At 61.9% G+C, this 24,114-nt stretch carries 20 protein-coding genes and 1 pseudogene; 7 read left to right on the plus strand and 14 right to left on the minus strand.

Annotated features, from left to right (window positions below; genetic code table 11):
- Positions 1 to 30 precede the first annotated feature (30 nt).
- Together tal and tkt are read right to left on the minus strand one after the other, a co-directional pair.
- Positions 31 to 1,152, minus strand: coding sequence for a transaldolase (gene tal / locus ACVWZ8_RS23000; protein WP_456506121.1), 1,122 nt, complete (start codon positions 1,150 to 1,152; stop codon positions 31 to 33).
- 110 nt (positions 1,153 to 1,262) lie between these two features.
- Positions 1,263 to 3,395, minus strand: a complete 2,133-nt coding sequence (gene tkt, locus ACVWZ8_RS23005) for a transketolase (protein WP_456506154.1) — start codon at positions 3,393 to 3,395, stop codon at positions 1,263 to 1,265.
- Between the two features lie 183 nt (positions 3,396 to 3,578).
- Between tkt and ACVWZ8_RS23010 the strand changes: the two genes are divergently transcribed.
- Positions 3,579 to 4,883, plus strand: a complete 1,305-nt coding sequence (locus ACVWZ8_RS23010) for a LuxR C-terminal-related transcriptional regulator (RefSeq protein ID WP_456506122.1) — start codon at positions 3,579 to 3,581, stop codon at positions 4,881 to 4,883.
- A 251-nt stretch (positions 4,884 to 5,134) separates the two neighbouring features.
- Here ACVWZ8_RS23010 and ACVWZ8_RS23015 read toward each other — a convergent pair whose 3' ends face one another.
- From ACVWZ8_RS23015 to ACVWZ8_RS23030, 4 genes are all read right to left on the minus strand, one after another.
- Entirely contained in the window at positions 5,135 to 5,314 is a 180-nt protein-coding gene (locus tag ACVWZ8_RS23015) for a hypothetical protein (RefSeq protein ID WP_456506155.1), read from the minus strand.
- A 48-nt stretch (positions 5,315 to 5,362) separates the two neighbouring features.
- Positions 5,363 to 5,770: a DUF5134 domain-containing protein gene (locus ACVWZ8_RS23020; RefSeq protein WP_456506156.1), complete on the minus strand. Its 408-nt coding sequence runs from the start codon at positions 5,768 to 5,770 to the stop codon at positions 5,363 to 5,365.
- Between the two features lie 104 nt (positions 5,771 to 5,874).
- A complete protein-coding gene (locus tag ACVWZ8_RS23025) occupies positions 5,875 to 7,524 on the minus strand; it encodes an APC family permease (RefSeq protein WP_456506123.1) in 1,650 nt (549 codons plus the stop codon).
- Positions 7,521 to 9,479, minus strand: coding sequence for a primary-amine oxidase (locus tag ACVWZ8_RS23030; protein WP_456506124.1), 1,959 nt, complete (start codon positions 9,477 to 9,479; stop codon positions 7,521 to 7,523). Before ACVWZ8_RS23030 ends, ACVWZ8_RS23025 begins: the two co-directional genes overlap by 4 nt.
- A gap of 492 nt (positions 9,480 to 9,971) precedes the next feature.
- On the opposite strand from ACVWZ8_RS23030, the gene ACVWZ8_RS23035 reads away from it, so the two are divergent.
- Both ACVWZ8_RS23035 and ACVWZ8_RS23040 read left to right on the plus strand, forming a co-directional pair.
- Complete coding sequence (locus ACVWZ8_RS23035) at positions 9,972 to 11,444, plus strand: APC family permease (RefSeq protein ID WP_456506125.1); 1,473 nt, start codon at positions 9,972 to 9,974, stop codon at positions 11,442 to 11,444.
- Complete coding sequence (locus ACVWZ8_RS23040) at positions 11,441 to 12,178, plus strand: IclR family transcriptional regulator (RefSeq protein ID WP_456506126.1); 738 nt, start codon at positions 11,441 to 11,443, stop codon at positions 12,176 to 12,178. The genes ACVWZ8_RS23035 and ACVWZ8_RS23040 overlap by 4 nt, the downstream gene beginning before the upstream one ends.
- Positions 12,179 to 12,284: 106 nt before the next feature.
- Here ACVWZ8_RS23040 and ACVWZ8_RS23045 read toward each other — a convergent pair.
- The 8 genes and pseudogenes from ACVWZ8_RS23045 to hxlB all read right to left on the minus strand — a co-directional run.
- Positions 12,285 to 13,157: pseudogene (locus tag ACVWZ8_RS23045) on the minus strand (IS4 family transposase); the annotation flags it as partial.
- Positions 13,158 to 13,400: 243 nt separating this feature from the next.
- Positions 13,401 to 14,021, minus strand: coding sequence for an MBL fold metallo-hydrolase (locus tag ACVWZ8_RS23050; protein WP_456506127.1), 621 nt, complete (start codon positions 14,019 to 14,021; stop codon positions 13,401 to 13,403).
- The gene (locus ACVWZ8_RS23055) at positions 14,018 to 15,124 is read right to left on the minus strand and encodes an S-(hydroxymethyl)mycothiol dehydrogenase (RefSeq protein ID WP_456506128.1); all 1,107 of its coding nucleotides are present in this window, start codon (positions 15,122 to 15,124) and stop codon (positions 14,018 to 14,020) included. The genes ACVWZ8_RS23050 and ACVWZ8_RS23055 overlap by 4 nt, the downstream gene beginning before the upstream one ends.
- A 95-nt stretch (positions 15,125 to 15,219) precedes the next feature.
- Positions 15,220 to 16,212, minus strand: coding sequence for a glucose-6-phosphate dehydrogenase assembly protein OpcA (locus ACVWZ8_RS23060; protein WP_456506129.1), 993 nt, complete (start codon positions 16,210 to 16,212; stop codon positions 15,220 to 15,222).
- Complete coding sequence (gene zwf / locus ACVWZ8_RS23065; protein WP_456506130.1) at positions 16,209 to 17,777, minus strand: glucose-6-phosphate dehydrogenase; 1,569 nt, start codon at positions 17,775 to 17,777, stop codon at positions 16,209 to 16,211. The genes ACVWZ8_RS23060 and zwf overlap by 4 nt, the downstream gene beginning before the upstream one ends.
- Before the next feature lie 46 nt (positions 17,778 to 17,823).
- The gene (locus tag ACVWZ8_RS23070; RefSeq protein WP_456506131.1) at positions 17,824 to 17,976 is read right to left on the minus strand and encodes a hypothetical protein; all 153 of its coding nucleotides are present in this window, start codon (positions 17,974 to 17,976) and stop codon (positions 17,824 to 17,826) included.
- A 299-nt stretch (positions 17,977 to 18,275) separates the two neighbouring features.
- A complete protein-coding gene (gene hxlA / locus ACVWZ8_RS23075) occupies positions 18,276 to 18,899 on the minus strand; it encodes a 3-hexulose-6-phosphate synthase (RefSeq protein WP_456506132.1) in 624 nt (207 codons plus the stop codon).
- A gap of 82 nt (positions 18,900 to 18,981) precedes the next feature.
- Complete coding sequence (gene hxlB, locus ACVWZ8_RS23080; RefSeq protein ID WP_456506133.1) at positions 18,982 to 19,581, minus strand: 6-phospho-3-hexuloisomerase; 600 nt, start codon at positions 19,579 to 19,581, stop codon at positions 18,982 to 18,984.
- A 358-nt stretch (positions 19,582 to 19,939) separates the two neighbouring features.
- Here hxlB and ACVWZ8_RS23085 point away from each other — a divergent pair, with 358 nt between their 5' ends.
- The 4 genes from ACVWZ8_RS23085 (at position 19,940) to ACVWZ8_RS23100 (ending at position 24,101) form a co-directional block, all read left to right on the plus strand.
- Positions 19,940 to 20,629, plus strand: coding sequence for a FadR/GntR family transcriptional regulator (locus ACVWZ8_RS23085; RefSeq protein ID WP_456506134.1), 690 nt, complete (start codon positions 19,940 to 19,942; stop codon positions 20,627 to 20,629).
- Positions 20,626 to 21,333, plus strand: coding sequence for a cache domain-containing protein (locus ACVWZ8_RS23090; RefSeq protein ID WP_456506135.1), 708 nt, complete (start codon positions 20,626 to 20,628; stop codon positions 21,331 to 21,333). Before ACVWZ8_RS23085 ends, ACVWZ8_RS23090 begins: the two co-directional genes overlap by 4 nt.
- A gap of 480 nt (positions 21,334 to 21,813) precedes the next feature.
- Positions 21,814 to 23,298 carry an APC family permease gene (locus ACVWZ8_RS23095; RefSeq protein WP_456506136.1) on the plus strand — a complete coding sequence of 495 codons (1,485 nt, stop codon included), beginning with the start codon at positions 21,814 to 21,816 and terminating at the stop codon, positions 23,296 to 23,298.
- Positions 23,299 to 23,720: 422 nt separating this feature from the next.
- Positions 23,721 to 24,101, plus strand: coding sequence for a cupin domain-containing protein (locus ACVWZ8_RS23100; protein ID WP_354252924.1), 381 nt, complete (start codon positions 23,721 to 23,723; stop codon positions 24,099 to 24,101).
- Positions 24,102 to 24,114 lie beyond the last annotated feature (13 nt).

A 24,114-nucleotide genomic window follows, 5' to 3' on the forward strand; every position in this document is an offset into this window, starting at 1 on the left:
TCAGCCTTTCGGTAGCGGTCAGAGCTCGGGTCAGGATGCCTTCCGTGCGGTGGCGAGTGCGCCTTCGACGTCAGCCAGCAGTTCCTTCCAGCTGGCGACGAACTTGTCCAGGCCCTCGGATTCCAGGAGTGCAACAACCTCGTTGTAGGAGATACCCAGGGCATCCAGGGCATACAGGGTGCCCTTGGCTTCGGCGTAGGCGCCGGTGATGGTGTCGCCGGTGACGACTCCGTGGTCGAACGTGGCGTCGAGGGTCTTCTCCGGCATGGTGTTGACGACGTCGGCAGCAACCAGCCCGGTCACGTACAGGGTGTCCGGGTAGGCCGGGTCCTTAACACCGGTCGAGGCCCACAGCGGACGCTGCGGGAGGGCGCCGGCGCCAGCCAGGACCGCCCAGCGTTCGGTGGCGAAGAGCTCTTCGTAGACCTGGTAGGCCAGGCGGGCGTTGGCCACGCCGGCCTTGCCCTTGAGGGCCTTGGCCTCGTCGGTGCCAATGGCGTCGAGGCGCTTGTCGATCTCGGAGTCAACGCGGGAGACGAAGAACGATGCCACCGAGTGGATCCTGGCGAGGTCGTGACCGTTTTCCTTGGCTAGCTCCAGGCCGGACTGGAAGGCGTTGATGACTGCCCGGTAGCGCTCCAGGGAGAAAATCAGGGTCACGTTCACGCTGATGCCCTCGCCCAGGGTTGCCGTGATGGCCGCGAGGCCTTCGAGCGTTGCCGGGATCTTGATGTGGACGTTGTCCTTGTCCACCTTCTTGTAGAGGTTCTTGGCCTCGGCGATGGTGCCCTCGGTGTCCCAGGCGAGACGGGGGTCAACCTCAATGGAGACACGACCGTCCACACCCTTGGTGGCGGCGGCGATTGGGGCGAACAGGTCGCAGGCGTCAGCGACATCGGTGGTGGTGATCTCGAAGATGGTCTCCTCGACGCCGGCGCCCTGCGCGGCAAGTTCGGCGATCTTTGCGTCGTAGTCCGAGCCGGAGGTGATCGCGGCCTGGAAGATGGACGGGTTGGTGGTCACGCCCACCACGTTCTTTTCGTCGATGAGCTTTTGCAGGCTGCCGCTGGCGAGACGCTCGCGCGAGAGGTCATCGAGCCAGATGGATACACCGGCGTTGGACAGCTGGGCGGTGGGGGTTGCGTTGGTCATGGCTTCTGCTTCTTCCTTCAAAATTACGGACAGGTGACAGTTCGCGGCGGTGCCGCGGGACGCCCCCCATGAGGCCGTCCCGCGGCGCCGGCCGCAGTGCAGTGGAAAGGTTAGTTGCCGGCCGCGGCGAGGGAATCCTTGGCAGCGGCGGCAACAGCCTCCGCGGTGATACCGAACTCCTGGAACAGGCGCTTGTAGTCAGCGGAAGCACCGTAGTGCTCCAGGCTGATGGAGCGGCCGGCGTCGCCAACGAACTCCTTCCAGCCCAGGGCCAGGCCGGCCTCCACGGAGACGCGGGCCTTGACGGCGACGGGAAGCACGGACTCGCGGTAGGCCGCGTCCTGCTTGTTGAACCATTCGACGCACGGCATGGAGATGACGCGGGCGGCGATGCCTTCGGCCTGGAGGGTTTCGCGGGCCTGGACGGCCAACTGCACCTCGGAACCGGTAGCGATGAGCAGCACGTCGGCCGGAACGGTAGCGCCGTTCCTCGATGCCTCGGCCAGCACGTAGCCGCCCTTGGCCACACCCGCCGGGGAAGCAAAGGTGTCACCCTCAGCTGCGCCCTTGCCGCGGGCGAAGGTGGGTACGTTCTGACGGGTCAGGACGATACCGGCCGGGTTTTCGTGGTTCTCCAGCATGGTCTTCCACGCGATGCCTACCTCGTTCGCGTCACCCGGACGGACAACGTCCAGGCCCACGATGGCGCGCAGGGTGGAGAGCTGTTCCACCGGCTGGTGGGTGGGTCCGTCTTCGCCCAGGCCGATGGAGTCATGCGACCATACGTAGATGGACGGGACGCCCATGAGTGCGGAGAGGCGGATGGCCGGGCGCTGGTAGTCACTGAAGATCAGGAACGTGCCGGAGAATGCGCGGGTCCGGCCGTGCAGCGAAATGCCGTTCACGATCGACGCTGCGGCGTGTTCGCGGATGCCGAAGTGCAGGACCCGGCCGTACGGGTTGCCCTTCCAGGCATCCGTGGAGCGGGAGACCGGAATGAATGACGGCGAGCCCTCGATGGTGGTGTTGTTGGACTCCGCGAGGTCGGCCGAACCGCCCCACAGTTCCGGCATGACCGGGCCCAGCGCATTCAGGACCTTACCCGACGCCGCGCGAGTGGAGACATCCTTGCCGGCTTCGAAGACCGGCAGGGCTGCATCGAGTCCGGCGGGAAGCTTCTTGGCTTCGATCCGCTCCAACAGGGCAGCGCCCTCAGGGTTTCCGGACTGCCATGCCTCAAACGAGGAATCCCACTCACTGCGGGCGGCAGCACCGCGGTCGACGACGGCGCGGGCGTGGGCCAGGACGTCCTGGTCCACCTCGAAGGACTTAGCAGGGTCAAAGCCCAGGACCTGCTTGAGGCCTGCCACTTCGTCGGCACCGAGGGCTGAACCGTGGATCTTGCCGGTGTTCTGCTTCTTCGGCGCCGGGTATCCGATGATGGTGCGAAGCGAGATGATCGACGGCTTGGAGGTCTCGGCCTTCGCAGCGAGCAGGGCCGAGTACAGCTCCTGGACGTCTTCTACGTATTCGCCCGTCTCGGTCCAGTCAACACGCTGGGTGTGCCAGCCGTACGCCTCGTAACGCTTCAGGACATCCTCAGTGAAGGAGATGTCGGTGTCGTCCTCGATGGAGATGTGGTTCTCGTCGTAAACCACCACGAGGTTGCCCAGTTCCTGGTGCCCGGCCAGGGAGGAAGCCTCCGAGGTCACGCCTTCCTGGATGTCGCCGTCGGAAGCGATGACCCAGATGGTGTGATCGAACGGGGAAGTGCCCTCGGCAGCGTCGGCGTCGAACAGGCCGCGCATCCGGCGCTGGGAGTACGCGAAGCCGACGGAGGAGGCAAGGCCCTGGCCCAGCGGGCCGGTGGTGATTTCGACGCCGGCGGTGTGCTTGTACTCGGGGTGGCCCGGCGTAAGGGAATCCCAGGTGCGCAGCGCTTTAAGGTCGTCCATTTCCAGTCCGTAGCCGGACAGGAACAACTGGATGTAAAGGGTAAGCGAGGAGTGGCCGGGTGACAGGATGAACCGGTCACGTCCCAGCCAGTCCGGGTCACGGGGGTCGTGGCGCATCAGCTTCTGGAAGAGGAGGTACGCTGCCGGTGCAAGGCTCATGGCCGTGCCGGGGTGGCCGTTGCCGACCTTCTCCACAGCGTCCGCCGCCAAAACACGGGCTGTGTCAACGGCGCGCTCGTCCGCGGGCGTCCAGTCAAGTGTTGCTGAATTTGTAGTGCCGGAGAGCATCACATTTGTTGTCGGGTTCACGGTTTGTCCTTTTGGATCTGGTCGGCCTGGAGCGGCCGGACGGATACTTTCTGGTTGATATCAATGATTGCGAACCAAATGGGCAGGGGTAACACTGTTTTCTGACGGTTCTTACTACCCTTTTGGGTTGGTTGGACGCTTCCGCCCCGGTAAGCTGTTCGGATGAGTGCAGCACCGGACGCATCCCTGAAGGACCCCACCACGCCTCTTCCAGACCTGCCGTGGCCGCTTTTGCAGAGCGTGGCAGCCTTGGCCGATGCCCCCCTAGCCCAGATAGCGGAGCGGTTGCGCGATGCCACACTCCGCTTCATGGGAAGCAGTGCGCTGGTCATCTTCACCGAAGACTGCACGGGGCGGCCACAGAAAAAGGCGGGCGATGAAGAAATCATTTCCCGCGTCTCCATCACTGAGCTGGACACGCTTCGGGCCGCCCTTAAGGATGAGGTCCCCTGGTTCGGGGAAGCCGAGCTCGCCGGCCGGACCCGCCCCGTGCTCGCCCTCAAGCACGCTCCCAGTAACGCCCTCCTGGTCCTCACCGATCCCCCTGCCGATGCAGGGCACACCGCCGGGCTGGAGCTGGTGACGTATCTGTGGCGCCTCACTGCGCGGCGGATCCGCGAGAAGGTGGCCGATGCGCCGCCGTCGTACCTGCTCGAATCCCGGGCGGCATCCGCTGAACGTCTTCGCGTGACGGCGGAACTGACCGATCTGCATTCCACCACCCTGGAGACCCTCCTGGCAGCGCTGCGCTCATCCTCCCTGGACGACGCGGCAGCCCGCTCAACCGTCACCGACCTCACCGCCAAGGCGTTGATCGGGCTCCGGACCCACAGCGACCGCACAACGGACCTGGTGAAGGAGCCGGTCGCGAAGGCCTTCGAGCGCTTGCGGGAGGACCTGCGGCCGCTCACACGCTACAGCGGCATCGAGATCGAATTCATCGAACCGCCGCTGAACGGAAGGGCCCTGCCCGGCGAAGTTGCCCACGCGGCACGGGCCATCGTCCGCGGACTTGTGCTGGCCATGACGGAACAACCGGACGTCAGCAGGGTACGGACGCAGTGGGACTGCGACGGCGAAAACCTGCTGATCAACGTCCGCGACGACGGCCGGGGTGCACTCAAAGCCGACGCGCCGAGCATCGCCCGCCTGGACCGCCGGGTCCAGGCGCTCACCGGACAGTTGCGGATCGACGTCATGCCAGGCTGGGGTGCAGACGTCTTCGTGACACTCCCCCTGGACCTGCAGACCCGTCCGGCCGGCAACGCCGCCGGCTGGGACCTTGCCGCCCGGGAACTCGAGGTACTCCAGCACCTTGTCGCCGGACACCGCAACCGGACCATCGCCACAACGCTGGGCATCAGCGAGAACACGGTCAAGTTCCATGTGCGGAACCTGTTCAGGAAGCTCAACGTCAGCTCACGCACCGAGGCCATCGCCCTGGCACACAGCCACGGACTCCGGTGACGGCGTAAGAAACACTGCGGTACCGGGACAATCTGCCGCGTCCATGGATGACCGCGAAATGGGCAGCCTACCTCTGGCGAGGCATCGCCGTGCTGCTGCCCGATAGTCGGCAGCTCAGGATTCCCGCATCTGGACCATCGACGGCGAGATGAAACAAAGTGGAAAAGTGCTGGGCTCGGCCTGGAAGGCGGAGCAGTAAGCGCGGCCGAGGACGGTTCAGGCGAGAGCCCTGTGGCGAAGCGCGGGTACCATCATGCGGACATGGTGGCAAACATTAGGGCCATGGCAGCTGCGCCGATTACTTCGAGCCCGTGTTCTGTGCGGACAGACAGTTTTGGCATGGCCTTGTTGGGGAGTGTGGTTGTCGATACCCGGAAACGGAGCAGAAGGACGGCGAATACCACCGCAGCAACTCCGAAGACTATTGTCAGGAGGAGCGCTAGGTCGGGTGAGTGATCAAATGGTTCGGCCGGAGGGCTTTAGGTTTCGGCTGTCATCGCGTGGTGGGCGTGAGGCGTTGACGTTCCGCCGGCCGGCATTTCATGGCTCGTTGTGGTCACGTGACCCATCATGGCGACCATGAGAGCAGCGCCAGCCATGTTGATGCTGTGGTAGGCACATTTCAGTCGGCCGTCGCTGCCCTCGCAGAGTGTTTTGAATTCCGGCCGTGCGACCGCTTGGATGACAAACCACAGTGCCGTGCCAGTGAGGACGGCAATCTGAGCAAGCATGAACGACGGCGCGAGGTTCCGTAGCATGACAGCCATCAGGACGTTGATGATGGCGTGGAGGCTCTGGTTAACCCTATCCGTGCGTTGCTTGGACTTTGTCGCCGGCAGGATCTGATAACTTCCGGTAAGTAGCAGACGAAGGCCTTGAGGGTCCAGGTAATGGCGATATTGAACACACGGATCACGCTCTCCCTACTGGTTTGAGTTAGTTAACGGGACCGGTCCCCGACGCTGCTTCCACAGCACCGGGGACCGCCTGTTTAGGACTGTTCCCTCTCCAGCTCTAGTTCATCTTCATCACTCAGTTCGAGCTCACCCAGGGGATTCTTCCGCTCGAGTTCCCTGATGCGTTCGAGATCGATCGGGCGCATCGGCTCTGGATCTTCTTCGTCCAGGACCGGGCCGTGACCGTCCTCGGCGAGAACAACGTAGCCGATGGTTTCATACTTGAGCGGATTGGACTTCCGCAGGTATAGGGCCAAGCCTGCCCCGGCGATGAACAGCCCCGCGGCGATGTAGGGGATGAGCTTGAAGAGCAGAGACGATGCTGCAGGCCCGGCAGCGGTGTCCAAATTCATGCACATCAGGATGACAACACCGAGCATCCCCACTCCACCGGCTACGGGTGCCACCTTGGTGCGCCATACGTTTTCTCCCGGGTGGTGGTGCCGGAAGTAGTTGAATACAGCGGCCATGGTGATGGTCTGCACAATCAGTAGCGTGAATGTCCCGAGCACCGCCAGCAGAACAAAGACATCCAGGTATGGATCCTTGTTGAAGAACCAGAACCCGAGAATCCACAGGATTGCAATGCCTGTCTGGAGGAACGACGCGATGTGCGGGGACCCATGCTTCAGGTGCGTTTTGCCAAGTACGCTGGGGAGGATTCCTTCCCGACCAAGTGAGTACATGTACCTTGATGCCGCGTTGTGGAAGGCCATCGCACAAGCGAAGGATCCGGTCATCATCAGCCATTCCATGACCAAAACCCACCCGTGCCCGACAAAGACGTCCGTGGGGTGAAAGAACATGTCGAGCGGATTGGCGCTTTGCGCCAAAGCGATGGCTTGTTCGGCGCCGTTCCCTGCGACGGACATCCAGGAGACAAACGTATAGAAGATACCGACGCCCGTGACTGCGATCAACGTGGCGATGGGGACAATCTTCTTCGGGTTCTTCGATTCCTCCCCATACATGACCGTCGACTCGAATCCCGTCCAGGACCAGAACGCGATGAACATCGCGAGACCCGGCGCGGCGACCTGCAGACCGTTTGGCAGGAATACATTAATTGGATTCAGCGTCTCAGGCATCAGCCCGTCGGGGCCCCCGCCCTGGAGGAGCACGCCGAAGGCCATTATTGCCAGAATCCCGATCTCAGTGGCCAGCAGCAATGTAAGGATTTTTGCTGCGAGGCTGATCTCGAAGTAGGTCAGAAACCCGATGAGGAGGAGGCCGACCACGGCGAAAACGACCCAGTGAACATCCAGCCCGAGCTGGTCCTGAAAGGCTAGATGGCCGAAGTAGGAGAAGATACCGATGATGCTGGCTTCAAAGACGATGTAGCTGAAGGTGACCATGAAGCCAGTCCCGAGGCCAAGCACGCGTCCCAAACCGCGGGAAATGAATCCGTAGAAGGCCGCTGTTGAGGTCACGTAGCGGGCCATGGAGACATATGCGACCGCAAAGACCGTCAGGATAACCGTCGCCCAGATATATGTCGCCGGGGTTCCGGTTCCGACACCGTAGCCAACCGCAAACGGTACATTTCCGCTCATCACCGTAATCGGTGCGGACGTCGCCACAGCCATGAAAACAACATCCCACAACCCTAGGCTGTTGGCTTTAAGCTTGCCTGGTTGGGAGCCGTGCTTGGCTGGAGCGTCCGCGCGGGGACTTTGCGTGCTCATGATTCGTGTCCGGAGCTGCAGTGGTTTGAGGTTTCTGGGCTGCAGTGATCAGAGGAGGCCGCCGAGCTGGGGAGGTTGAGGGTTGGGTTTTGGTTGAAGAAGCCGTGGGGTTCGAGCATGAAGCCGATGTTTTGGCGGGGCATGATGGGCCAGTCTTCGAGGCGGACGACGTGGTGCATGCCGAAGGTGTACCAGACTACGAGGTCCTGGTCGACGATGTTCCGGTCTGCTTGGGTCCAGATGTGCAGGCCGTCGTCGGCGCCGGTGGCCTGGTTGGGGAATTCGCCGGCGGCGAAACGTTCGGTGCGGTCGTAAGCGGTGACCCAGAGGTTGTTGCGGGCGAATTGTGCTCGTTTGCTGACGAAGGACTCGTCGCCGGCGGCCAGGGTGATGGCGTTGGTGGGGATGAGGCGGTAGGCGACTGGTTCGTCCACGAGGTTCCTGCTGTCGCGGTTGGCGATTTTCCAGAAGCGGTGCTTGTCGTGGTCTGCCTTGCGGATTGCTGCCTGTTCGGTTTCGAGCAGCCGGTCCACGGCCTTGAACGCGGTGTGGGTGGGGTTGTGCTCGGGGATTTCCATGTCCACTTCGTAGACGACGTTCTTCGGGCCGTCGATTTCGAAGTCCATGCGGACGTTGAACATGTGCTGGTGGATGGGTCCGTAGAGTCCGTCGTTGTTCAGCGTCTGACCGTACGGGGTTTTCTCGCCGGGCTTCTGGCCGGCTGTGGAGAGGATGCCGGTGGCTTTGACGAGGAACTCGATGCTGCCGTCGAGGAAGAGGTGCCAGTAGAAGGCGTATTCGTAGTTCGCGACGGTGGCGATGAAGGAGATCACGAGTTTGCGGCTGCGCCGGGTTTCGGCGGTGCCCTCGCGGAAGTCGAAGTGCTTCCAGAGGATGGAGTCGTCTTCCTCGTGCATGCAGATGGCGTTCTCGATGGTCCACGGGTTGCCGTGGCTGTCGGTGGTGATGCCATCGAAGTACTTGATTTCGCCCAGGCAGTCGCAGCCGAGGGTGAGGGAGTTGGCCATGTTGCCGATGTTGTATTCGCCCGAATCGAAGGCGTTCTTCTTTGCCTGGACGGGGGCGGTGTCACCATAGGGGACGACCATTTCGGACAGTGATGCCCGGTTGATCACCGGACGCTCCACGCCCTGGTCCTGGAAGCGGAGCTGGTGAAGGACCAGGCCTTCGCGGGGGGTGAAACCGACGCGGAAGGACCAGTCGGCCCACCGGACGTGGTTTCCGGTGACCGTGAAGGACGCGCCTTCGGGCTGGGTGATGGAGATGGGCTTGAGGTCGGTGCGGGCCGGTCCGACGTACTTGGGCAGGTAGTTGCCGCTGGCGCTGGGGACGGGGATGGCCTGGTCGTCCTCGACCTTGACGACCTCGCCGGAGTTCAGGTCAACGATGACGATGAAGTTCTCAATCGGGTGTGCGTACGGGCTGTCGTCGGCTTCCTCGCGGACGAAGACGAGGGCGCGCATCAGGCGCCGGCCCTCGTTGTCTTCACCGAAGTAGCCCACGGACCACGGTTCGAAGCAGACCAGGCCCATGTCGGTGATGCCCCGCTTGGCCAGGGCCGCCCGGACTTCAAGGTTTTTGCGGCAGCTCTCTTCACCCTCTGCAAACTCGTCCAGCATGAAGGGCGGCTGAACGCCGGAGGCCAGCTGCTTCCACGCCGTGACGATGCCCGACTCAAGGTCGATGATCGCTTCGTAGGACCGTCCCTCGGCACGGTTGACCAGGACCGCGTCAGCCTCGCGCACAGTCGTGGCGCCGCTCCGCAGCAGTTCCTTCTCCGGTTCGCGAAGTTCAACGCTGATGAAGCGGAACGATTCCGCCGCGGCCGGGCCATCCTTCAAGATGGAAGCCGCCCGGGAAATCTCGGCGCGGGACAACGGATCCAGAGGATGCGCTACCCCTACTACAGTTTCGGTTTCAGTGTTGAGAGTCATGCTTTTCTCCTTGGTTCTTTCTTAAGGATGAGGATCGCGAATGGCCTGAGTGTCGAAGTGCCCGCAACAGATCGGGTTTGGCGAATACTTGGCAGCCAATGAATGTGCTGGAAATCTGCCTCTGAGGACGCCCGGACAGGACTAGCGGCACCTGACCCGCAACGTCCCGGTACCGGCGAACGAACCGGCATCCTTAAGTTCCTAAGGGCCCAGTGGAGCTCTTCTCTGAACTCCCCTGGCGTGACGCCGATCACGCACATTCCGTCCGTGTAGAAAAAATTACGCCACAGAATTCATCTAGGCCAGACGTTTATAGCTATTCGCGTGAGAACTTCAGAGCCACCTTTTCCCACTTCAGTTAACATGTTGGAAACATTTCGAACCACGCCCGCGAGCATCCTCGCCGTGGCCGCGGTGCTAATGTTTGGCACCTCAGGCTTGTGACTTGCGTCTCCAGCAAGCAGGCCGAGCGTGAGGGAAAGGTAGCGCTTGGTGTCTGCCCGTGCTGATCGGTTCATCAATCCCCGTTCTCCAGTGGAGGGTCTCAACCGCCGGAAACTATCCTTCTTGCCGGTTTTTGCACAGGCGATAGCCGCCGTGGCGCCTGCGGGTGCCATGTCTGTCATTCCGGCTCTTGTCTTTCCTGGTCTTGTCTTTGGAACCAGTGGACCTAACCTTGTGTTGACATTCGGTATAGCCATGGCTGTCATGGTTCTGGTTTCCTTCTGTCTGAAACCGATGGCAAAGCGCATGGCTGCAGTCAGCGGCCTCTACAGCTACACGGCGAAAGGACTTGGCCAGCGGACAGCAATTACCGCGGGCTGGTCCGCCATGTTCGGTTACGCCGTCGTCGCCATGGCCGGTCTACTGGTTGTTGGCACATATGTCGTTCAGCTGTTCATCAACCTTGGGGTAACCCCCGCAGACTCCAGAGTCGTCACTGTGCTCGTTATTCTTGCCACAGCGTCCGCCGCCTGTTTCCTCATGGTTAGGGGAATCCAGATATCGGCGTGGTCCACGTTGTTGATGGAGTCCATTTCCATTGGAGTCCTCGCCGTTCTCATGATTGCTTACTTCGTCTTTCACGCACCGAAGGTTCGCGTCGAGAGCTTGTTTGTTTGGACAGGGAATTTAGACTTGTTACCAATTGGAATCGTCGTGGCTGTAAGTGCCTTTGTTGGCTTCGAAAGCCCGACCACACTCGGAGGCGAGGCGCAGAGGCCTTTCGTCAGCGTCCCGAGGGCCATCACGTGGACCCCCATCCTGGCGGGCGTGCTTTATCTTCTTGCCGTGACCTCCCAGGAAGTGGCCCTCAAAGGGGCGCCGCCAAACATCGTAGCCAGCTCCACCCCGTTGTCTGACCTGTTTTCCCAGACTTCCCCCGTGTTCGCCGCAGTCCTTGACTTGGGAATCGCGGCATCCTGGTTTGCGTGCACGATCGCATCGGCGAATGCCCTTGCTCGGATATTTTTCTGTATGGGAAGAGAAGGCGTTGCGCCGCGAATATTCGGCCGCACGCATCCCGCCTTTCGAACTCCCTCGGCGGCAATCATGTGCATAATGCCGGTAATTGCCATGGTTCCAATCGCGATCATCATCTCTGGCGCCAGTCCTGAGCGGGGCCTAGTGGACCTCTTCACCCTGGGCGCCTACGGATACCTGGGGTCCTATATTCTTGCCAGCGCGTCCCTACCCTTCTTCCTTCGCCGAATAGGAGAAAACACTCACGGCAGCTGGATATTGGGAGCGGCATCCTCCCTAACCTTGGGGGCCGTGCTCTGGACGGCTGCGGCGGCATCAGTTCGCACAGGCAACCAGCAGGCTGTTATCTACGGTGGTGTCGTCCTCGCCAGCGTCATTTACGCCACGTTCCTTCACTTCCGGATACCGGAGCGTCTGGCGTCCGTGGGCATCTACGACGAGACACGGGAATTAGACCTGTTTCATGGCAGGCCCGACCAATGAACTACAGGGCAACGCATTCCAATGCGGCGTCGAGCTCGATCCGGATCCTAGAGATCGTGGCGCGGCTCGGAACGGGGACTACGGCGAAAGAGATCACGAACGCCTTGCGTATGCCCCAGGCGACCGCCTACCGGGTACTGAATTCGCTCGTCGCGGACGAATATTTGGTCCGCACATCTGACCTCCACGGATTCGCGCTCGGACACGCCATCTCGGGCCTGGTTACGGCTGCGACTCCCCCCACCGTTCCCACCGCGGCCCGAACCGTCATAAGGAAATTCCGAAGTGGAAACCGTTTCGCAGTGCACCTAATCATGTTCCGGAACGCTTCTCTCAGAATCGCAGATGAAGATCCCGATTATCCGCTCCACTCAGTATTCGAAATGCTTCGGTATCCACACAGCTCTGCCGCAGGGAAACTGATGCTTGCTGAACTTGCCGATTCGGCGCCCCCATTCCCGAAAGAGCCGTTGAAGCAACTGACACAGCACACCATCACGGACAGGGGTCAACTGGAAGAACAGCTCGCGGAAATAAGGATCAAGGACGAGGCCTGGGAAATTAACGAATTAGAACAAGGATCCGCCAGCCTGGCACTTCCAATAAGACTGCCCAACGGACCGGTCGGAGCAGCCCTTTGCCTCTCCAGTCCTGCAGAACGGTTTGCCATAATCCGCGAACACTCGGAAGCGGCCCGCGAACTGACGTCGCGACTGGCACCTTTGCTGTTCTGAGTAGCAGTCGAAACGGAAGGAATCCGGCATTCCCTACACCTGCAAATCGACAGCCCTAACCCCAAAGCCGTTTACTTAGGATTTTTTGGTATTCGTTTCAGCGGCCGCTGGTGGTCTCGCCGGTCGTGACCGTGTATTCGATGACGCGGACCCGGATCGGGTCCGTGTTGTTCCGCCGGGCCTTCGGGGCCGAGTAGACCGCAGAAAGGAAGGAACCGTCGCCGAGTTCCTCAAGCACGGGGAGCACGGCATTGGCCTTGACCCGCCACAACAGGGCGGCGCCGGTTCCGGCACTGTCCTTCCAGGCCGTGTACGAGAAGAACCCGCGGCCGGCCATGGCCAGCATGTCCTTCTCCAGCCTGTGGAGCAGGCCCGGATACAGGTCGTGCTCGGACGTGGAGGAACCGGAGACCACGGCGCCGATCACCGCGTGTGTGCCGCATTCGACCAGACCGAGGACCCTCGCCTGCGGGTAGGCGCTCTTGAGGTCCGTGGCCGTTCCGGGCCGGCCGTACGCGCGCTCGTTCGCGGGCGTGTCGGCTAGGTCCAGGCAGGTTCCGTCCACGGACACCAGGCGCCACCCTTTGTAGAAGCCAGGGCCGCCCGGTCCCGACAAAGGCTTGGCGGTCTCGGCGAACAACTCGGCCATCACGGCCGAACCGAGCCTGGTCCGGGCCTTGAAAATCGCGGCCTTCGTCGGCATCTGCCAGGGGCGGAACCGGCCCGTGATCCATTCCATCCCGGACAGCAGGGACCGCATCACTTCCTCATACGAACCTGCAGAAAACAACGCCAACGCCATCACGTAATAAACCATCAAGCGCGAGGGCAGCAAGCGGCTGCGCTGCTCACCGGAACCAGTCCGTGCGATCACCCGATCCACCACATCCGGCGGAAACACCCGCGTCAAAACGCCGATCGAGACATGATCGCTCAACCGCTCAGGACCTTCGGGTGTTACCCATCCACCACGCGCCACGCCGAAAGATTAACACACGCGTGCTAAGTAAACGGCATTGACCCTAACCCAGTAACGTGGCCCCCGCCAAATCGCGGAACTCGGTCCCGAGTACGCTTCTTGTCCGATTCGGGCAGCGGACAGCCGGGGCAGTCGAAAAAATCAGCCTGCCGGCTAATCCGGATCAACGAATGCTCTCTGCCCACCCTCACAGTGGAAGGCGCGCCGGATTCGCCCGAGCACCTTCGACACGACGATGGACCGCTAATGGGGGATTCTGGTCAGGGTGTTGCGCTCGTCCCCGATACTGGTGTTATCGCCGTGGCCGGTGCGGACCACGGTCTCCGGCGGGAGGGTAAGCAGCCGTTCCCTGATGGACGTCAGGATGGTGGGGTAGTCACTGTAGGAGCGTCCCGTCGCTCCCGGTCCACCGTTAAAGAGGGTGTCGCCGGTGAAGACCGTTCCCTCACGTTCGAGGTAGAAGCAGGTGGAGCCCGGGGAATGGCCCGGGGTGTGGATGGCCAGCAGCGCGGTGCCGCCCACCTCAAACACGTCACCGTCGCCGTGGTACCGGTCCGGGTCCGTATCCGGGTAGACCTGCTTCCAGAGGACCAGGTCCTCCGGGTTCAGGATGATCGGGGCGCCCACGGCGGCCGCGACCTCCCGCGCCGCGCCGATGTGGTCATTGTGCGCGTGGGTCAGCAGGATGGCCAGGACCTTCCGGCCACGGACCTGGTTGATGATCGCTGCCGCATCGTGCGGGGAATCGATGATCACGCACTCATCCCCGTTACCCACGATCCAGACGTTGTTGTCCACGTCCCAGCTGCCGCCGTCGAGCGAAAAAGTGCCCGAGGTGACCAGGTTTTCGATGGTGACTGTCATGAGAACTCCTTCAGGGTCTGTACTTCAACAACCGAGCGCAGGACCTTGCCATCGTGCATCCTGGCGAAGGCTTCCTCCACCTGATCGATGGTGATCCGCTCGGTGACGAAGGCATCCAGGTCAAGGTTGCCCTGCTTGTAATGCGCCACGAGCATGGGGAAATCACGGGAGGGCAGGCAGTCGCCGTACCAGGAGGACTTCAGCGACCCGCCCCGGCCAAAGACATCCAGCAGGGGCAGTTCAAGCTTCATGTCCGGCGTCGGGACGCCCACCAGCACCACGCGGCCGGCAAGGTCACGGGCGTAGAACGCCTGTCTGTAGGTTTCGGGGCGTCCGACGGCGTCTATCACCACGTCCGCTCCGTTACCTCCGGTGAGGGCCCGGATGGCCTCGATGGGATCTTCCTTGCCGGAGTCCACGCCGTGCGTGGCCCCAAGGGACTTGGCCATCTCCACCTTGTTGGCGTCGATGTCCACCGCGATGATGGTGGTGGCGCCGGCCAGCTTGGCGCCGGCGATCGCGGCGATACCCACGCCGCCGCAGCCGATCACGGCCACGGATTCGCCGCGCTTGACCTCGCCCGTGTTGATGGCGGCACCGATGCCGGCCATCACACCGCAGCCGAGCAGCCCGACGGCGGCGGGATCCGCGTCGTCGTCAATTTTGGTGCACTGTCCGGCGGCAACGAGTGTCTTCTCCGCGAAGGCGCCAATACCCAGCGCGGGAGAGAGTTCCGTACCGTCCTCGAGGGTCATCTTCTGCGTCGCGTTGTGCGTGTTAAAGCAGTATTGCGGCTGTCCCTTGGCACAGGCGCGGCATTCCCCACAGACAGCGCGCCAGTTCAGGATCACCCGGTCACCCGGGACGACGCTGGTGACGTCGGGACCCACCGCGCTGACTATACCCGTGGCCTCATGGCCCAGCAGATAAGGGAACTCGTCGCCAATTCCGCCCTGCTTGTAGTGCAGGTCCGTGTGGCAGACGCCGCAGGTGAGAATGTCCACCAGGGCCTCCCCCGGACCTGGATCCGGGACCAGAATAGTCTCCAGCGAAACCGGGGCATTCTTCTCCCTGGCGATGACGGCCTGTACTTTGTGGACCATTATTCTTGTGTTCCTTTCCTGGATCCGGCCGGATCCGGTGAATCGGCGCCAGGTGCCAATCTAACTGACGCGTGGGGGTTCCAGGTCCTCTTTCTCTAGACGGTGATCAGTGTCAAAGCGTCTTCGTTGCGTTCTGGTTCCCCGCTGCAAGTGAACGTCACGTGGGTTCCCTGGTGCACTCTGGGAGTACCAAGACTACGAACCGTATCGCCGAAGACTTCGTCGGGGTCGAGGCGGCGGAGTTCTTCGGCGAGGCAGTCTTTGAGGCTGCGGCGTGGCAGCGAGATGCGTTGGGCGGGCTGTCCGGGCTGGGTGAGTTCCGCGACGGACAGTCCCGGGCGGAAGAGCTGCACGTCGCCGCCGGGGCGGGTGAGACGGACACGGCGGATGCCCGTGCCCGCGGGATCCGCGACGATGGTCACGGGCGCGTCCAAGGCCAGGGTCAGCCAGGCGGCGAGCAGGATGGTGGACGGGGAGTCGGAGGCGCCTTCGACTGCCACGGCGGTGACGGGGGAGGAGTCCACCTGGTCCAGGACGGCCGCGAGCTGGATCCGCCAGTTGGTGAGCCGGGTCCAGGCGAGGTCGGTGTCGCCGGCTTTGTAGGTGTTGCGGATGTTTTCGAGCGCCAGCTGGGGGTCGGTTTCGTTGGCGGAATCGGTGATCCGGCGGTGCGCGATCCGGCCGACGGAGGTTTCGCAGGCGTTCTCCGGCGCCCCGTGTGGCCACCAGGCCACGATCGGGGCGTCCGGCAGCAGCAGGGCCGCGACCAGGGATTCGCTTTCGTGGGCGAGCTCGCCGTAGCCGCGGAGCACGATGACCTCGGACGCGCCGGCGTCACCGCCCACCCGGATCTGCGCGTCAAGCCGGTTCGGGGCGGTGGCCCCGGCGTCGGCCAGGACGATGATCCGGCAGGGGTGTTCGCGGCTGGCCTCGTTGGCCGCCTCGATCGCTTCTTCCTCGAGCCCGGACCGGGTGACCACCACGAGGGTCAGGACCCGGCCCAAGGCGATCACGCCGCCCTGCTCGCGCAGGGAGGTGATCTTCTTGGAAATCTTCGAGGTGGTGGTGTCCGGCAAATCGACAATCATGGCCTTCTCCAGGTTCGTCCGTCGCGGGCCAGCAGTTCGTCCGCCGAGGCAGGGCCCCAGCTGCCAGGAGCGTAGGGCTCCGGCTGCTCTTTCAACCCGGCCCAGTAATCTTCAAAGGGGTCCAGGATCTTCCAGGACAGTTCCACTTCGGCGTGCCGGGGGAACAGCGGCGGCTCGCCGAGGAGCACATCGAGGATGAGCCGCTCGTAGGCTTCGGGACTGGACTCGGTGAAGGAGTGCCCGTAGCCGAAGTCCATGGTCACGTCGCGGACTTCCATCTGCGTGCCCGGGACCTTGGACCCGAACCGGATGGTCGCGCCCTCATCGGGCTGGACCCGGATGACCACGGCGTTCTGCCCGAAGTCATCCTCGCCATGGTCACGGAACAGCAGGTTCGGGGCGCGTTTGAACACCACCGCGATCTCGGTCACCCGGCGGCCCAGCCGCTTGCCGGCGCGGAGGTAGAACGGCACCCCGGCCCAGCGGCGGGTGTGGATGTCCACCCGGATCGCGGCGAACGTTTCCGTCGTCGAATCGGCGGGGATACCGTCTTCCTCCAGGTAGCCCTGGACCTGTTCCCCGCCCTGCCACCCGCCGGCGAACTGCCCGCGGGCCGAGTGGGTGGACAGGTCCTCCGGGAGTTTGACCGCGGCCAGGACCTTTTCCTTCTCCGCGCGCAGGTCATCGGCGTTGAAGGAAATGGGCTCCTCCATCGCGGTCAGCGCCAGCAGCTGCAGCAGGTGGTTCTGGATGACGTCCCGGGCAGCGCCCACACCGTCGTAGTACCCGGCGCGGCCGCCCGTGCCGATGTCCTCGGCCATGGTGATCTGGACGTGGTCCACGTAGTTCGCGTTCCACAGCGGTTCGAACAGCTGGTTCGCGAAACGCAGCGCCAGGATGTTCTGGACCGTTTCCTTGCCCAGGTAATGGTCGATCCGGAACACCGCGTCCGGCGGGAACACCGACTCGACAATGTCGTTCAGCGCCCGGGCCGACTCCAGGTCGTGCCCGAACGGCTTCTCGATCACCACCCGCCGCCACTTGTCCCCGTCAGCCTGCGCGAGGCCATGCTTGGAGAGCTGGCGGCAGACCTGCTCGAACGCCTTGGGCGGGATCGAGAGGTAGAACGCGTGGTTACCCCGCGTTCCGCGCTGCTCATCGAGCTCAGCGATTGTGTCCCCCACCCGTTCAAAGGAGTCATCGTCGCCGAACTCGCCCTGGACAAAGCGGATACCCTCAGCGAGCTGGTTCCACACCGCCTCATCAAACGGCGTCCGCGCGAACGCCTTCACCGAGGCCTTCACCTCGGCGGCGAACTCCTCGTGCTCCCACGGACGGCGGCCGAAACCCACCAGCGCGAAACTCGGCGGCAACAACCCCCGGTTCGCGAGGTCATACACGGCCGGCATGAGCTTCTTCCGGGCAAGATCCCCCGTCACCCCAAAGAGCACCAACGAGGACGGACCGGCGATCCGGGACAACCGACGGTCCCGCGGATCCCGGAGCGGATTGACCCCGGGCTTGCGTCCGGGCCTCGCACTTGAATCAACGTAGGTGAGTGACATGGTGGCTTCTAACTTTCGACAGGGTAGTGCGGCCGCGGACCGGCGGTTAGGAGAGGATCTGCTCGCGGGTCTCACCGTAGGGAACGGTGTCGCTGAGGGCGAGGGTGTAACGGCTGGGAGTATGGCGGGTGACCAGAATGCCGGCATAGCAGTGGGGCCTGGCTACCTGCCGGAGGGTGGCCTCGGCATCGTCGAGCAACTCGTAAAGACGGCTTGGCTCGGTAACAACTACTTCTAAATTGTGTGCGGCCTGACTACGCATGATGTTCCTTCCCATGGGTTTAAGTGCGCCCATGCGCCAACCCCACGTCATGGGGGTGTTGTGTTCCTGGAATCGGATTCAGCACTGAACGGTACTGCCCGCGGTGACATGTCTCCGCGGGCAGTACAGGTAAGATTTTCCGCGGCCGCAGGCCCCCAGAAGTCACAGGGTCCTGCAGCCCGGAGGTGGCGTCCCGCAGCTTTACGGGCTCGGGGACGCCGCCGTCATTCGGATGGTTAGACGATGGCAGCGCGGAGCTGCTTGGCTGCCAGTGCCGGGTCGGCCGCGCTGTAGATGCCGCCTCCGACGACGGCTACGTCAGCGCCGGCCTTCTGGACTGCTTCGATGGTGGCGAGCTTCACGCCGCCTGCGACGGAGAACGGAACGCGCGCTTCTGCTCCGGCGCGGAGCAGCCCGGTCAGGTCGAAGCCGGGCAGGGCCTGCTCGTCGAGACCGGCGTGCATCTCTACGAACTTGGCACCCAGGGCGCGGGCTTCCTTGGCGCGGGTGACCTTGTCTGCCACGCCGATGAGGTCAACGACGATGCCCTTGTTGTGGGCCTTGGCAGCCTTGACGGCGCCGGCGATGGTGGAGTCGTCGGCGGTGCCGAGCACGGTGACCAGGTCGGCACCGGCCTTGAAAGCGATGTCGGCTTCGAGTTCTCCGGCGTCCATGGTCTTCATGTCAGCGAAGACGATCTTGTCCGGGTGGGCGTTCTTGACGGCGGTGACGGCGGAGAGGCCGGCAGCCTTGATCAAGGGGGTGCCGAGTTCGATGATGTCAACGAATTCGGCAACCTGGCCGGCGAGTTCGAGGGCGGCTTCAGTGGTCAGGACGTCCATAGCAACTTGGAGTTTCATGGTGTTGTTTTCCTTCTGTTGGGAACTGCGGTGGGTGTTGAAAATTGAGTGGATACTGCGGTGGGTGAAATTTGGGCCCCGGTTATTCGAGGTTTGCGTGCCTGAGCCAGAGCTCTTCGGCAGGTACATCCGTGTTGTCCCACAGCGACTGGAAGAGGGCTTCCGTGGCGAGGAAAAGTACCTGCTCGAAAAGTGACCCCGAGTACTGGCGGGAAACGCTGGAGCCGTGGTCGGTCTTCTGGGCCGCGGGAATGATTACCAGCGCGTCGGCGAGGCCGGCAAGCGGTGAACTCGCGTTCGTGGTGAACGCGGCAACCCGTGCACCCGCCTTAGCCGCTGTTTCGGCTGACTTGACTACCCCCGAGGTCGTTCCCGATCCCGAGGCCACCAGGAGCAGGTCGCCGGAAGCGATTGCGGGAGTGGTGGTGTCACCGGCGATGTGGACGTTCAGGCCCAGGTGCATCAGCCTCATGGCGGACATCCGCAGTACCAGGCCGCTCCGGCCGGCTCCTGCGACGAACACGCGGCCTGGTTGGGTAAGGTGGCGGGCCAGGTCCGCAATCTGCTGCTCGTCGATCTTGGCCGCTGTGTCCGCGATCTCGTCCCTGACAAGAGAGAGATTCCGGACAATGTCATCTGTGCTGCTGTACCCGGTACGAACTGCACTTGCTGTCGTAGTCACGATGTTTTCCCCTTCTATTCGGTCGTTGGCCGGTAGCAGCCGAACGACGCTTTCTGGTTGATATCCATACTCCCGAAGCGAACGGGCAGGGGTAACACTGTTTTCTGACGGTTCTAACTACACTTTAGGATTGGTGCTGGCGCGGAGCCCGGTGAGTAGTGCCGGAAAGCCGCAGTTTTGTTGGATTTATTGCATAGACTCTGTACAACGAGCTGAGTCCTGTCGGTGCTGTCCGGACTTGCTTGTTAGTGACCACCCCGTAGCCCATTTCCCGGAGCGCAGACTTTTGGCCTCGCCGTCCTCATTCCAGTCCCAGATATATCGGTCCCTGCCGGAAATCGAGAGGGCCGATGCGATCGTGGACAGGATTACCAAGGCCATCGGGCTCGGGCTGCTCAAAGTAGGTGAACGCTTGCCCCCGGAAGCTGCGCTCTCGGAAATGTTTGGGGTTGGCGGGGCTACTCTTCGCGAAGCGTTAGGGGAACTGCGCGAGAGTGGCGTTGTCGAGACCCGCAGGGGCCGCAGCGGGGGAACTTTCGTTGTCAGCCAGCCTCGTACCCAGACTGACGCTATCCGGGACTGGTTCCTCTCGACGTCCATTTCCGAAATCCGTGATATCGGAGACGAACATTCCGCTATCGCATCCACCACCGTCCGCCTGGCCTGTGAGCGTGCCGAAGCACACGACTGCGAGCGGCTGCAGGAACTTGCCCGGGCATTGGTACTGGCCGATACCCCCGAACTGCGTGCACCTGCCGACAGCCGCTTCCACATCGAGATGGCGATAGCCGCCCAGTCACCAAGGCTTGCTAATGCCGAGATCCGGCTTCAGGAAGAAACAGTTCAGCAGCTTTGGACTCCCCTCACGGTGGCATTTGACCCCGAGCAGGCAACCGCTGAACACTTGGAACTGGTCCGGGCAGTCGCCCGGGACCAGCCCGAGAAAGCCCAGAACCTCGTCCTGGAGCACATCAGGCGGAACATTTTCCACCTGATCGACAAGAAACTGACCCTCGGCTACGCCCAATCAAACCAGGATGGTCAATGAAGCCCACCGCTGAAGTCGTACATGCTGCCTCTGCCCTATCTTCCTGGCTGAGCGGCGTCTGCACGGAGGTCAACAAACTCTCCAGCGACGTTTCCTTCCTCCTTGAACGAAATCTGGCCGGCAAGTCCAAGGCCGACAGGGCTGCCCTAAAGGGATTGGACGAATATCCTCGGGAGTTCCTGACGAAGAACAGTTATGCAGCCGGGGCCGGGACCTTCTTCGCCGTGGACACCATCGAGGAGGGCGTGCCGGCTTTGGACTGGTGGGCCCGCAAGGAATACGGCACCATCGGCAAGCTCGACCTCGACATGACTCCAGGCAGCAACCGCTATTACGACTATGAGAAGCTGCCGTTCTTCTCCACCGCCGCTTCCACTGGTAAGCAGAGCCTTTGGGGGCCCTATGTGGACTTCCTCGGCTTCGAGGAATACATCCTCACAATTGCGGCTCCGCTTTCCGTCCATGGGCGTTTCACTGGCGTAGCTGCTTGCGACATCCGGATCAAGGACCTGGAACCCCTCATCATGCCCACCCTGCGCGCCATTCCCGGAGATGCGGCCCTCGTCAACGCCAGTGACCGCGTCATTCTAGGCAACTCCGGATTATACCTCGTTGGTGAGCGTATTAAGTCCGGCTACCCCAACCAGGAGAGGGTGGCCTTGGACGTCCCCCACCTGGGGCTTTTCCTGATTTACACGGCCTAGTCCGGGAGCTCCCCCAAGCCCCCAGCAAGGTTGGCGGCAACGAGCACTAAATTTTTGGCGAATAAAAGCTATCGCAATAGAGCTTTTAAGATGTAACCTCTGTGAGTGACCTGCTTCACATGCGGTACCGCGGAACAGTGACCAGTCCTTCGGCACCAGAGGAAGAACATCCCCCGGCTCGGACAACACCCTCGTCTGCGTCACGAGAGTTCAACCCTTAAAGGTGTCTTTGCGAGCGACCCCTTGGCGCACTGTCGGCATAGCAGGTTTGGCTTTACTCCTCCGCGAATCGGCGCCTGCCTCGTTCTGCTTGCCAGTCCGCCGTCCGGACATTCACGCAGTGGCAAGGTCGCGCTGCTGACTGACGCCGCGGTACTAGATACCGCGTCAGATGCGGTTTTTAACTGCCACTGGAAGATCCAAAACCGAGTTCCATAACGAAGAAGTCAGAGACGACTTGAGTAGTTTTAGGGAGATTTTATGAGTGAAAATCGTTTAGACGGCACCGATCACCTCGAAAGGTCGATCGATTGGAAGCAGGGTTTGGCCATTGCGTTGGGGGTGCCCTTGCTGGTTCTGCCCTCTTTGGGCTATCTCCCGCTGTGGATGGCGGCCGCAGCAATTCCTGTCTGGGGATTGTCGGTCCTTCAGGGTTTCATGCAGAGCACTGCGTACGCCGAAATGGCCACCACCTTTCCCAAGGCCTCTGGTCTGCCTGGGTTTGCGCAGCATATATTTCGCACCGAAAACTACAAGGGCAAGTACGACAAGGGCAAGCTGATCGGCGGCTTCAGCGCCTGGAGCTACTGGTTTGCTTGGAACCCGGTACTGGCGATCTTTTCCATCCTGGTCGGCGGATACCTGCACGGGTTGTTTCCGGTGCTGGGCGAGATGTTTACCGAGTATCAGCTCGCGTTGATCTCGGGTCTGGTCATTTTCACCGGATTGATCGTGGTTAACTGGTTCGGCCTCAAGGACGGCGCCATCCTGGGTTACATACTGGCCGCTGTTGCTTTGATACCGCTGGTTATCCTGGCCGTGGCGCCTTTTGCTACCGGAAAAGTTGAGCTGTCCAATATCACCGGCAGCTGGTTGCCGGCTGACTGGGCCTGGGATATGCACCATATCCTGATTCTCTTTGGCATCTTTGCGATCGCACAGTGGAGTGCCTGTGCCTGGGAAACGGCAGCCATCTACGGCCCTGAATACAAAAACCCGTCCAAGGACGTCCCCAAAGCGCTGTTCGCCTGCGGCATCATCTGCTTCTTCTCGTTCGTCCTCGTGCAATCTGCCGTGATCGGTGTGCTTGGCGTTGACGGTGTTCTGGCCGAACCTGTGTCGCCCCTGATCCCGGTCGCCCAGGCTGTCTTTGGCGAAGCCGGTACCATGATCACCATCATCATGTTGATCGCCGCCATGATCCTGATCATCCAGACGGCTTACCTGGGTTCGTCCCGCGCCATGCACTCCATGTCGACGGAAGGCAACCTTCCCAAGGTCTTCGGCAAAACGAACCGCCACGGAACCCCGTTTGTTGCCATGCTGGTCATCGGAGCCTTCAACCTGGTGCTGATTTCCATGGGAACCCCCGCGGCAATTCTTGCCGCCTCCGCGATTGGTTACACCTGTGCCAACGGCATCAGCCTGTTCGCCTATGTCAAAGCTAAAAGGCACCCGGCCTTCGCTGACCTGGAACGGCCCTTCAAAGCACCCAAGGGCTGGAAAAATGTCGCCATAATCTTTGGCCTGATCAATCTGCCGCTGTTTCTGATCGGCGTGGTCTACCTGAACAGCCTCGAAATCGGCTGGGCCTCAACCTGGGTTGGCTTCATCGTCCTGTCGCTCTACATACCCATCTGGTTCTACTCCCAGCACGAAACAAGGCGCGCAAACGCCAAAGCAGCCACAGCCCACTCTTCAGACCACGACGCCGGAGATCTTGAAAGGGTACCAAATCCCAGATGACGGAGCCGGCAGCTGGGGATTGGCAGGCGGGAAAGGACCGCCTGCACCGCTCCTGACTCACCGCGGGTTGTCGCGGACTTCGCATTGTTGGCAGCCCAGGCCACCGACTGGATTGGACTCTGCGCTTATTTCACGGCGGTTCCCTGCCTGGCAAGAGTGCTCGAGGAAAATAAAAACTAAATCCCAGGCCGTAATTATCTAAAAAGGGCTGGACTAGATGAATTAAGTCCCGTAGCTTTGCAGATGGGACGAGAGCGTGACTCATATCACACCAGAACAACTCGGAGCAGAGCCCGGCCGGCGTACAGAACGCGTTCCTCCCCGAGCCTCAGGCGGCGAGGGTTGATAGTCAGCCCCGTCGCAACGCACCAAAAGATCAACGGTCCTGACAATCTGTCACAACACTATTCATAGGAGAGACCATGGAAACCACACTCGTAGGAACACTCAGCAAGGCCGGTTCCATCCACAAAGTAGAAAACGGCTTTATCGGACTGCCGCCGATGAACGAGCCCGGGACGGTCGCTGCGATCGGCGACTCCCTCCACAACCCCGAGGGGTCGGTCATGTGTGCCGGCTTCTTCGAGCTGAAGGCTTCGGAGCCGTTGGTGTACACGTACACCTACGACGAAATGAAGGTCGTCATCAAGGGTGAATTCATCCTCACGGACCAGACCACAGGAGAAGTCACGCACGCGAAGGAACGCGATGTGCTGTTCTTCCCCAAGGGCACCACCGTCAAGTTCGAGACCCCTGAGTATGGCCTGGGGTTCTTCGCCGGCGACCGCACCTTCGCTCCCTAAGGACCGACCATGC

The organism is Arthrobacter sp. UYCu723 (assembly GCF_054059215.1).

What these genes read in the sequence shown, in the direction of transcription:
- tal (WP_456506121.1), bottom strand. Translation starts at nt 1,152, where the DNA reads ATGACCAACGCAACCCCCACCGCCCAGCTGTCCAACGCCGGTGTATCC.
- tkt (WP_456506154.1), bottom strand. Translation starts at nt 3,395, where the DNA reads ATGCTCTCCGGCACTACAAATTCAGCAACACTTGACTGGACGCCCGCG.
- ACVWZ8_RS23010 (WP_456506122.1), top strand. Translation starts at nt 3,579, where the DNA reads ATGAGTGCAGCACCGGACGCATCCCTGAAGGACCCCACCACGCCTCTT.
- ACVWZ8_RS23025 (WP_456506123.1), bottom strand. Translation starts at nt 7,524, where the DNA reads ATGAGCACGCAAAGTCCCCGCGCGGACGCTCCAGCCAAGCACGGCTCC.
- ACVWZ8_RS23030 (WP_456506124.1), bottom strand. Translation starts at nt 9,479, where the DNA reads ATGACTCTCAACACTGAAACCGAAACTGTAGTAGGGGTAGCGCATCCT.
- ACVWZ8_RS23040 (WP_456506126.1), top strand. Translation starts at nt 11,441, where the DNA reads ATGAACTACAGGGCAACGCATTCCAATGCGGCGTCGAGCTCGATCCGG.
- ACVWZ8_RS23050 (WP_456506127.1), bottom strand. Translation starts at nt 14,021, where the DNA reads ATGACAGTCACCATCGAAAACCTGGTCACCTCGGGCACTTTTTCGCTC.
- ACVWZ8_RS23055 (WP_456506128.1), bottom strand. Translation starts at nt 15,124, where the DNA reads ATGGTCCACAAAGTACAGGCCGTCATCGCCAGGGAGAAGAATGCCCCG.
- ACVWZ8_RS23060 (WP_456506129.1), bottom strand. Translation starts at nt 16,212, where the DNA reads ATGATTGTCGATTTGCCGGACACCACCACCTCGAAGATTTCCAAGAAG.
- zwf (WP_456506130.1), bottom strand. Translation starts at nt 17,777, where the DNA reads ATGTCACTCACCTACGTTGATTCAAGTGCGAGGCCCGGACGCAAGCCC.
- hxlA (WP_456506132.1), bottom strand. Translation starts at nt 18,899, where the DNA reads ATGAAACTCCAAGTTGCTATGGACGTCCTGACCACTGAAGCCGCCCTC.
- ACVWZ8_RS23090 (WP_456506135.1), top strand. Translation starts at nt 20,626, where the DNA reads ATGAAGCCCACCGCTGAAGTCGTACATGCTGCCTCTGCCCTATCTTCC.
- ACVWZ8_RS23095 (WP_456506136.1), top strand. Translation starts at nt 21,814, where the DNA reads ATGAGTGAAAATCGTTTAGACGGCACCGATCACCTCGAAAGGTCGATC.
- ACVWZ8_RS23100 (WP_354252924.1), top strand. Translation starts at nt 23,721, where the DNA reads ATGGAAACCACACTCGTAGGAACACTCAGCAAGGCCGGTTCCATCCAC.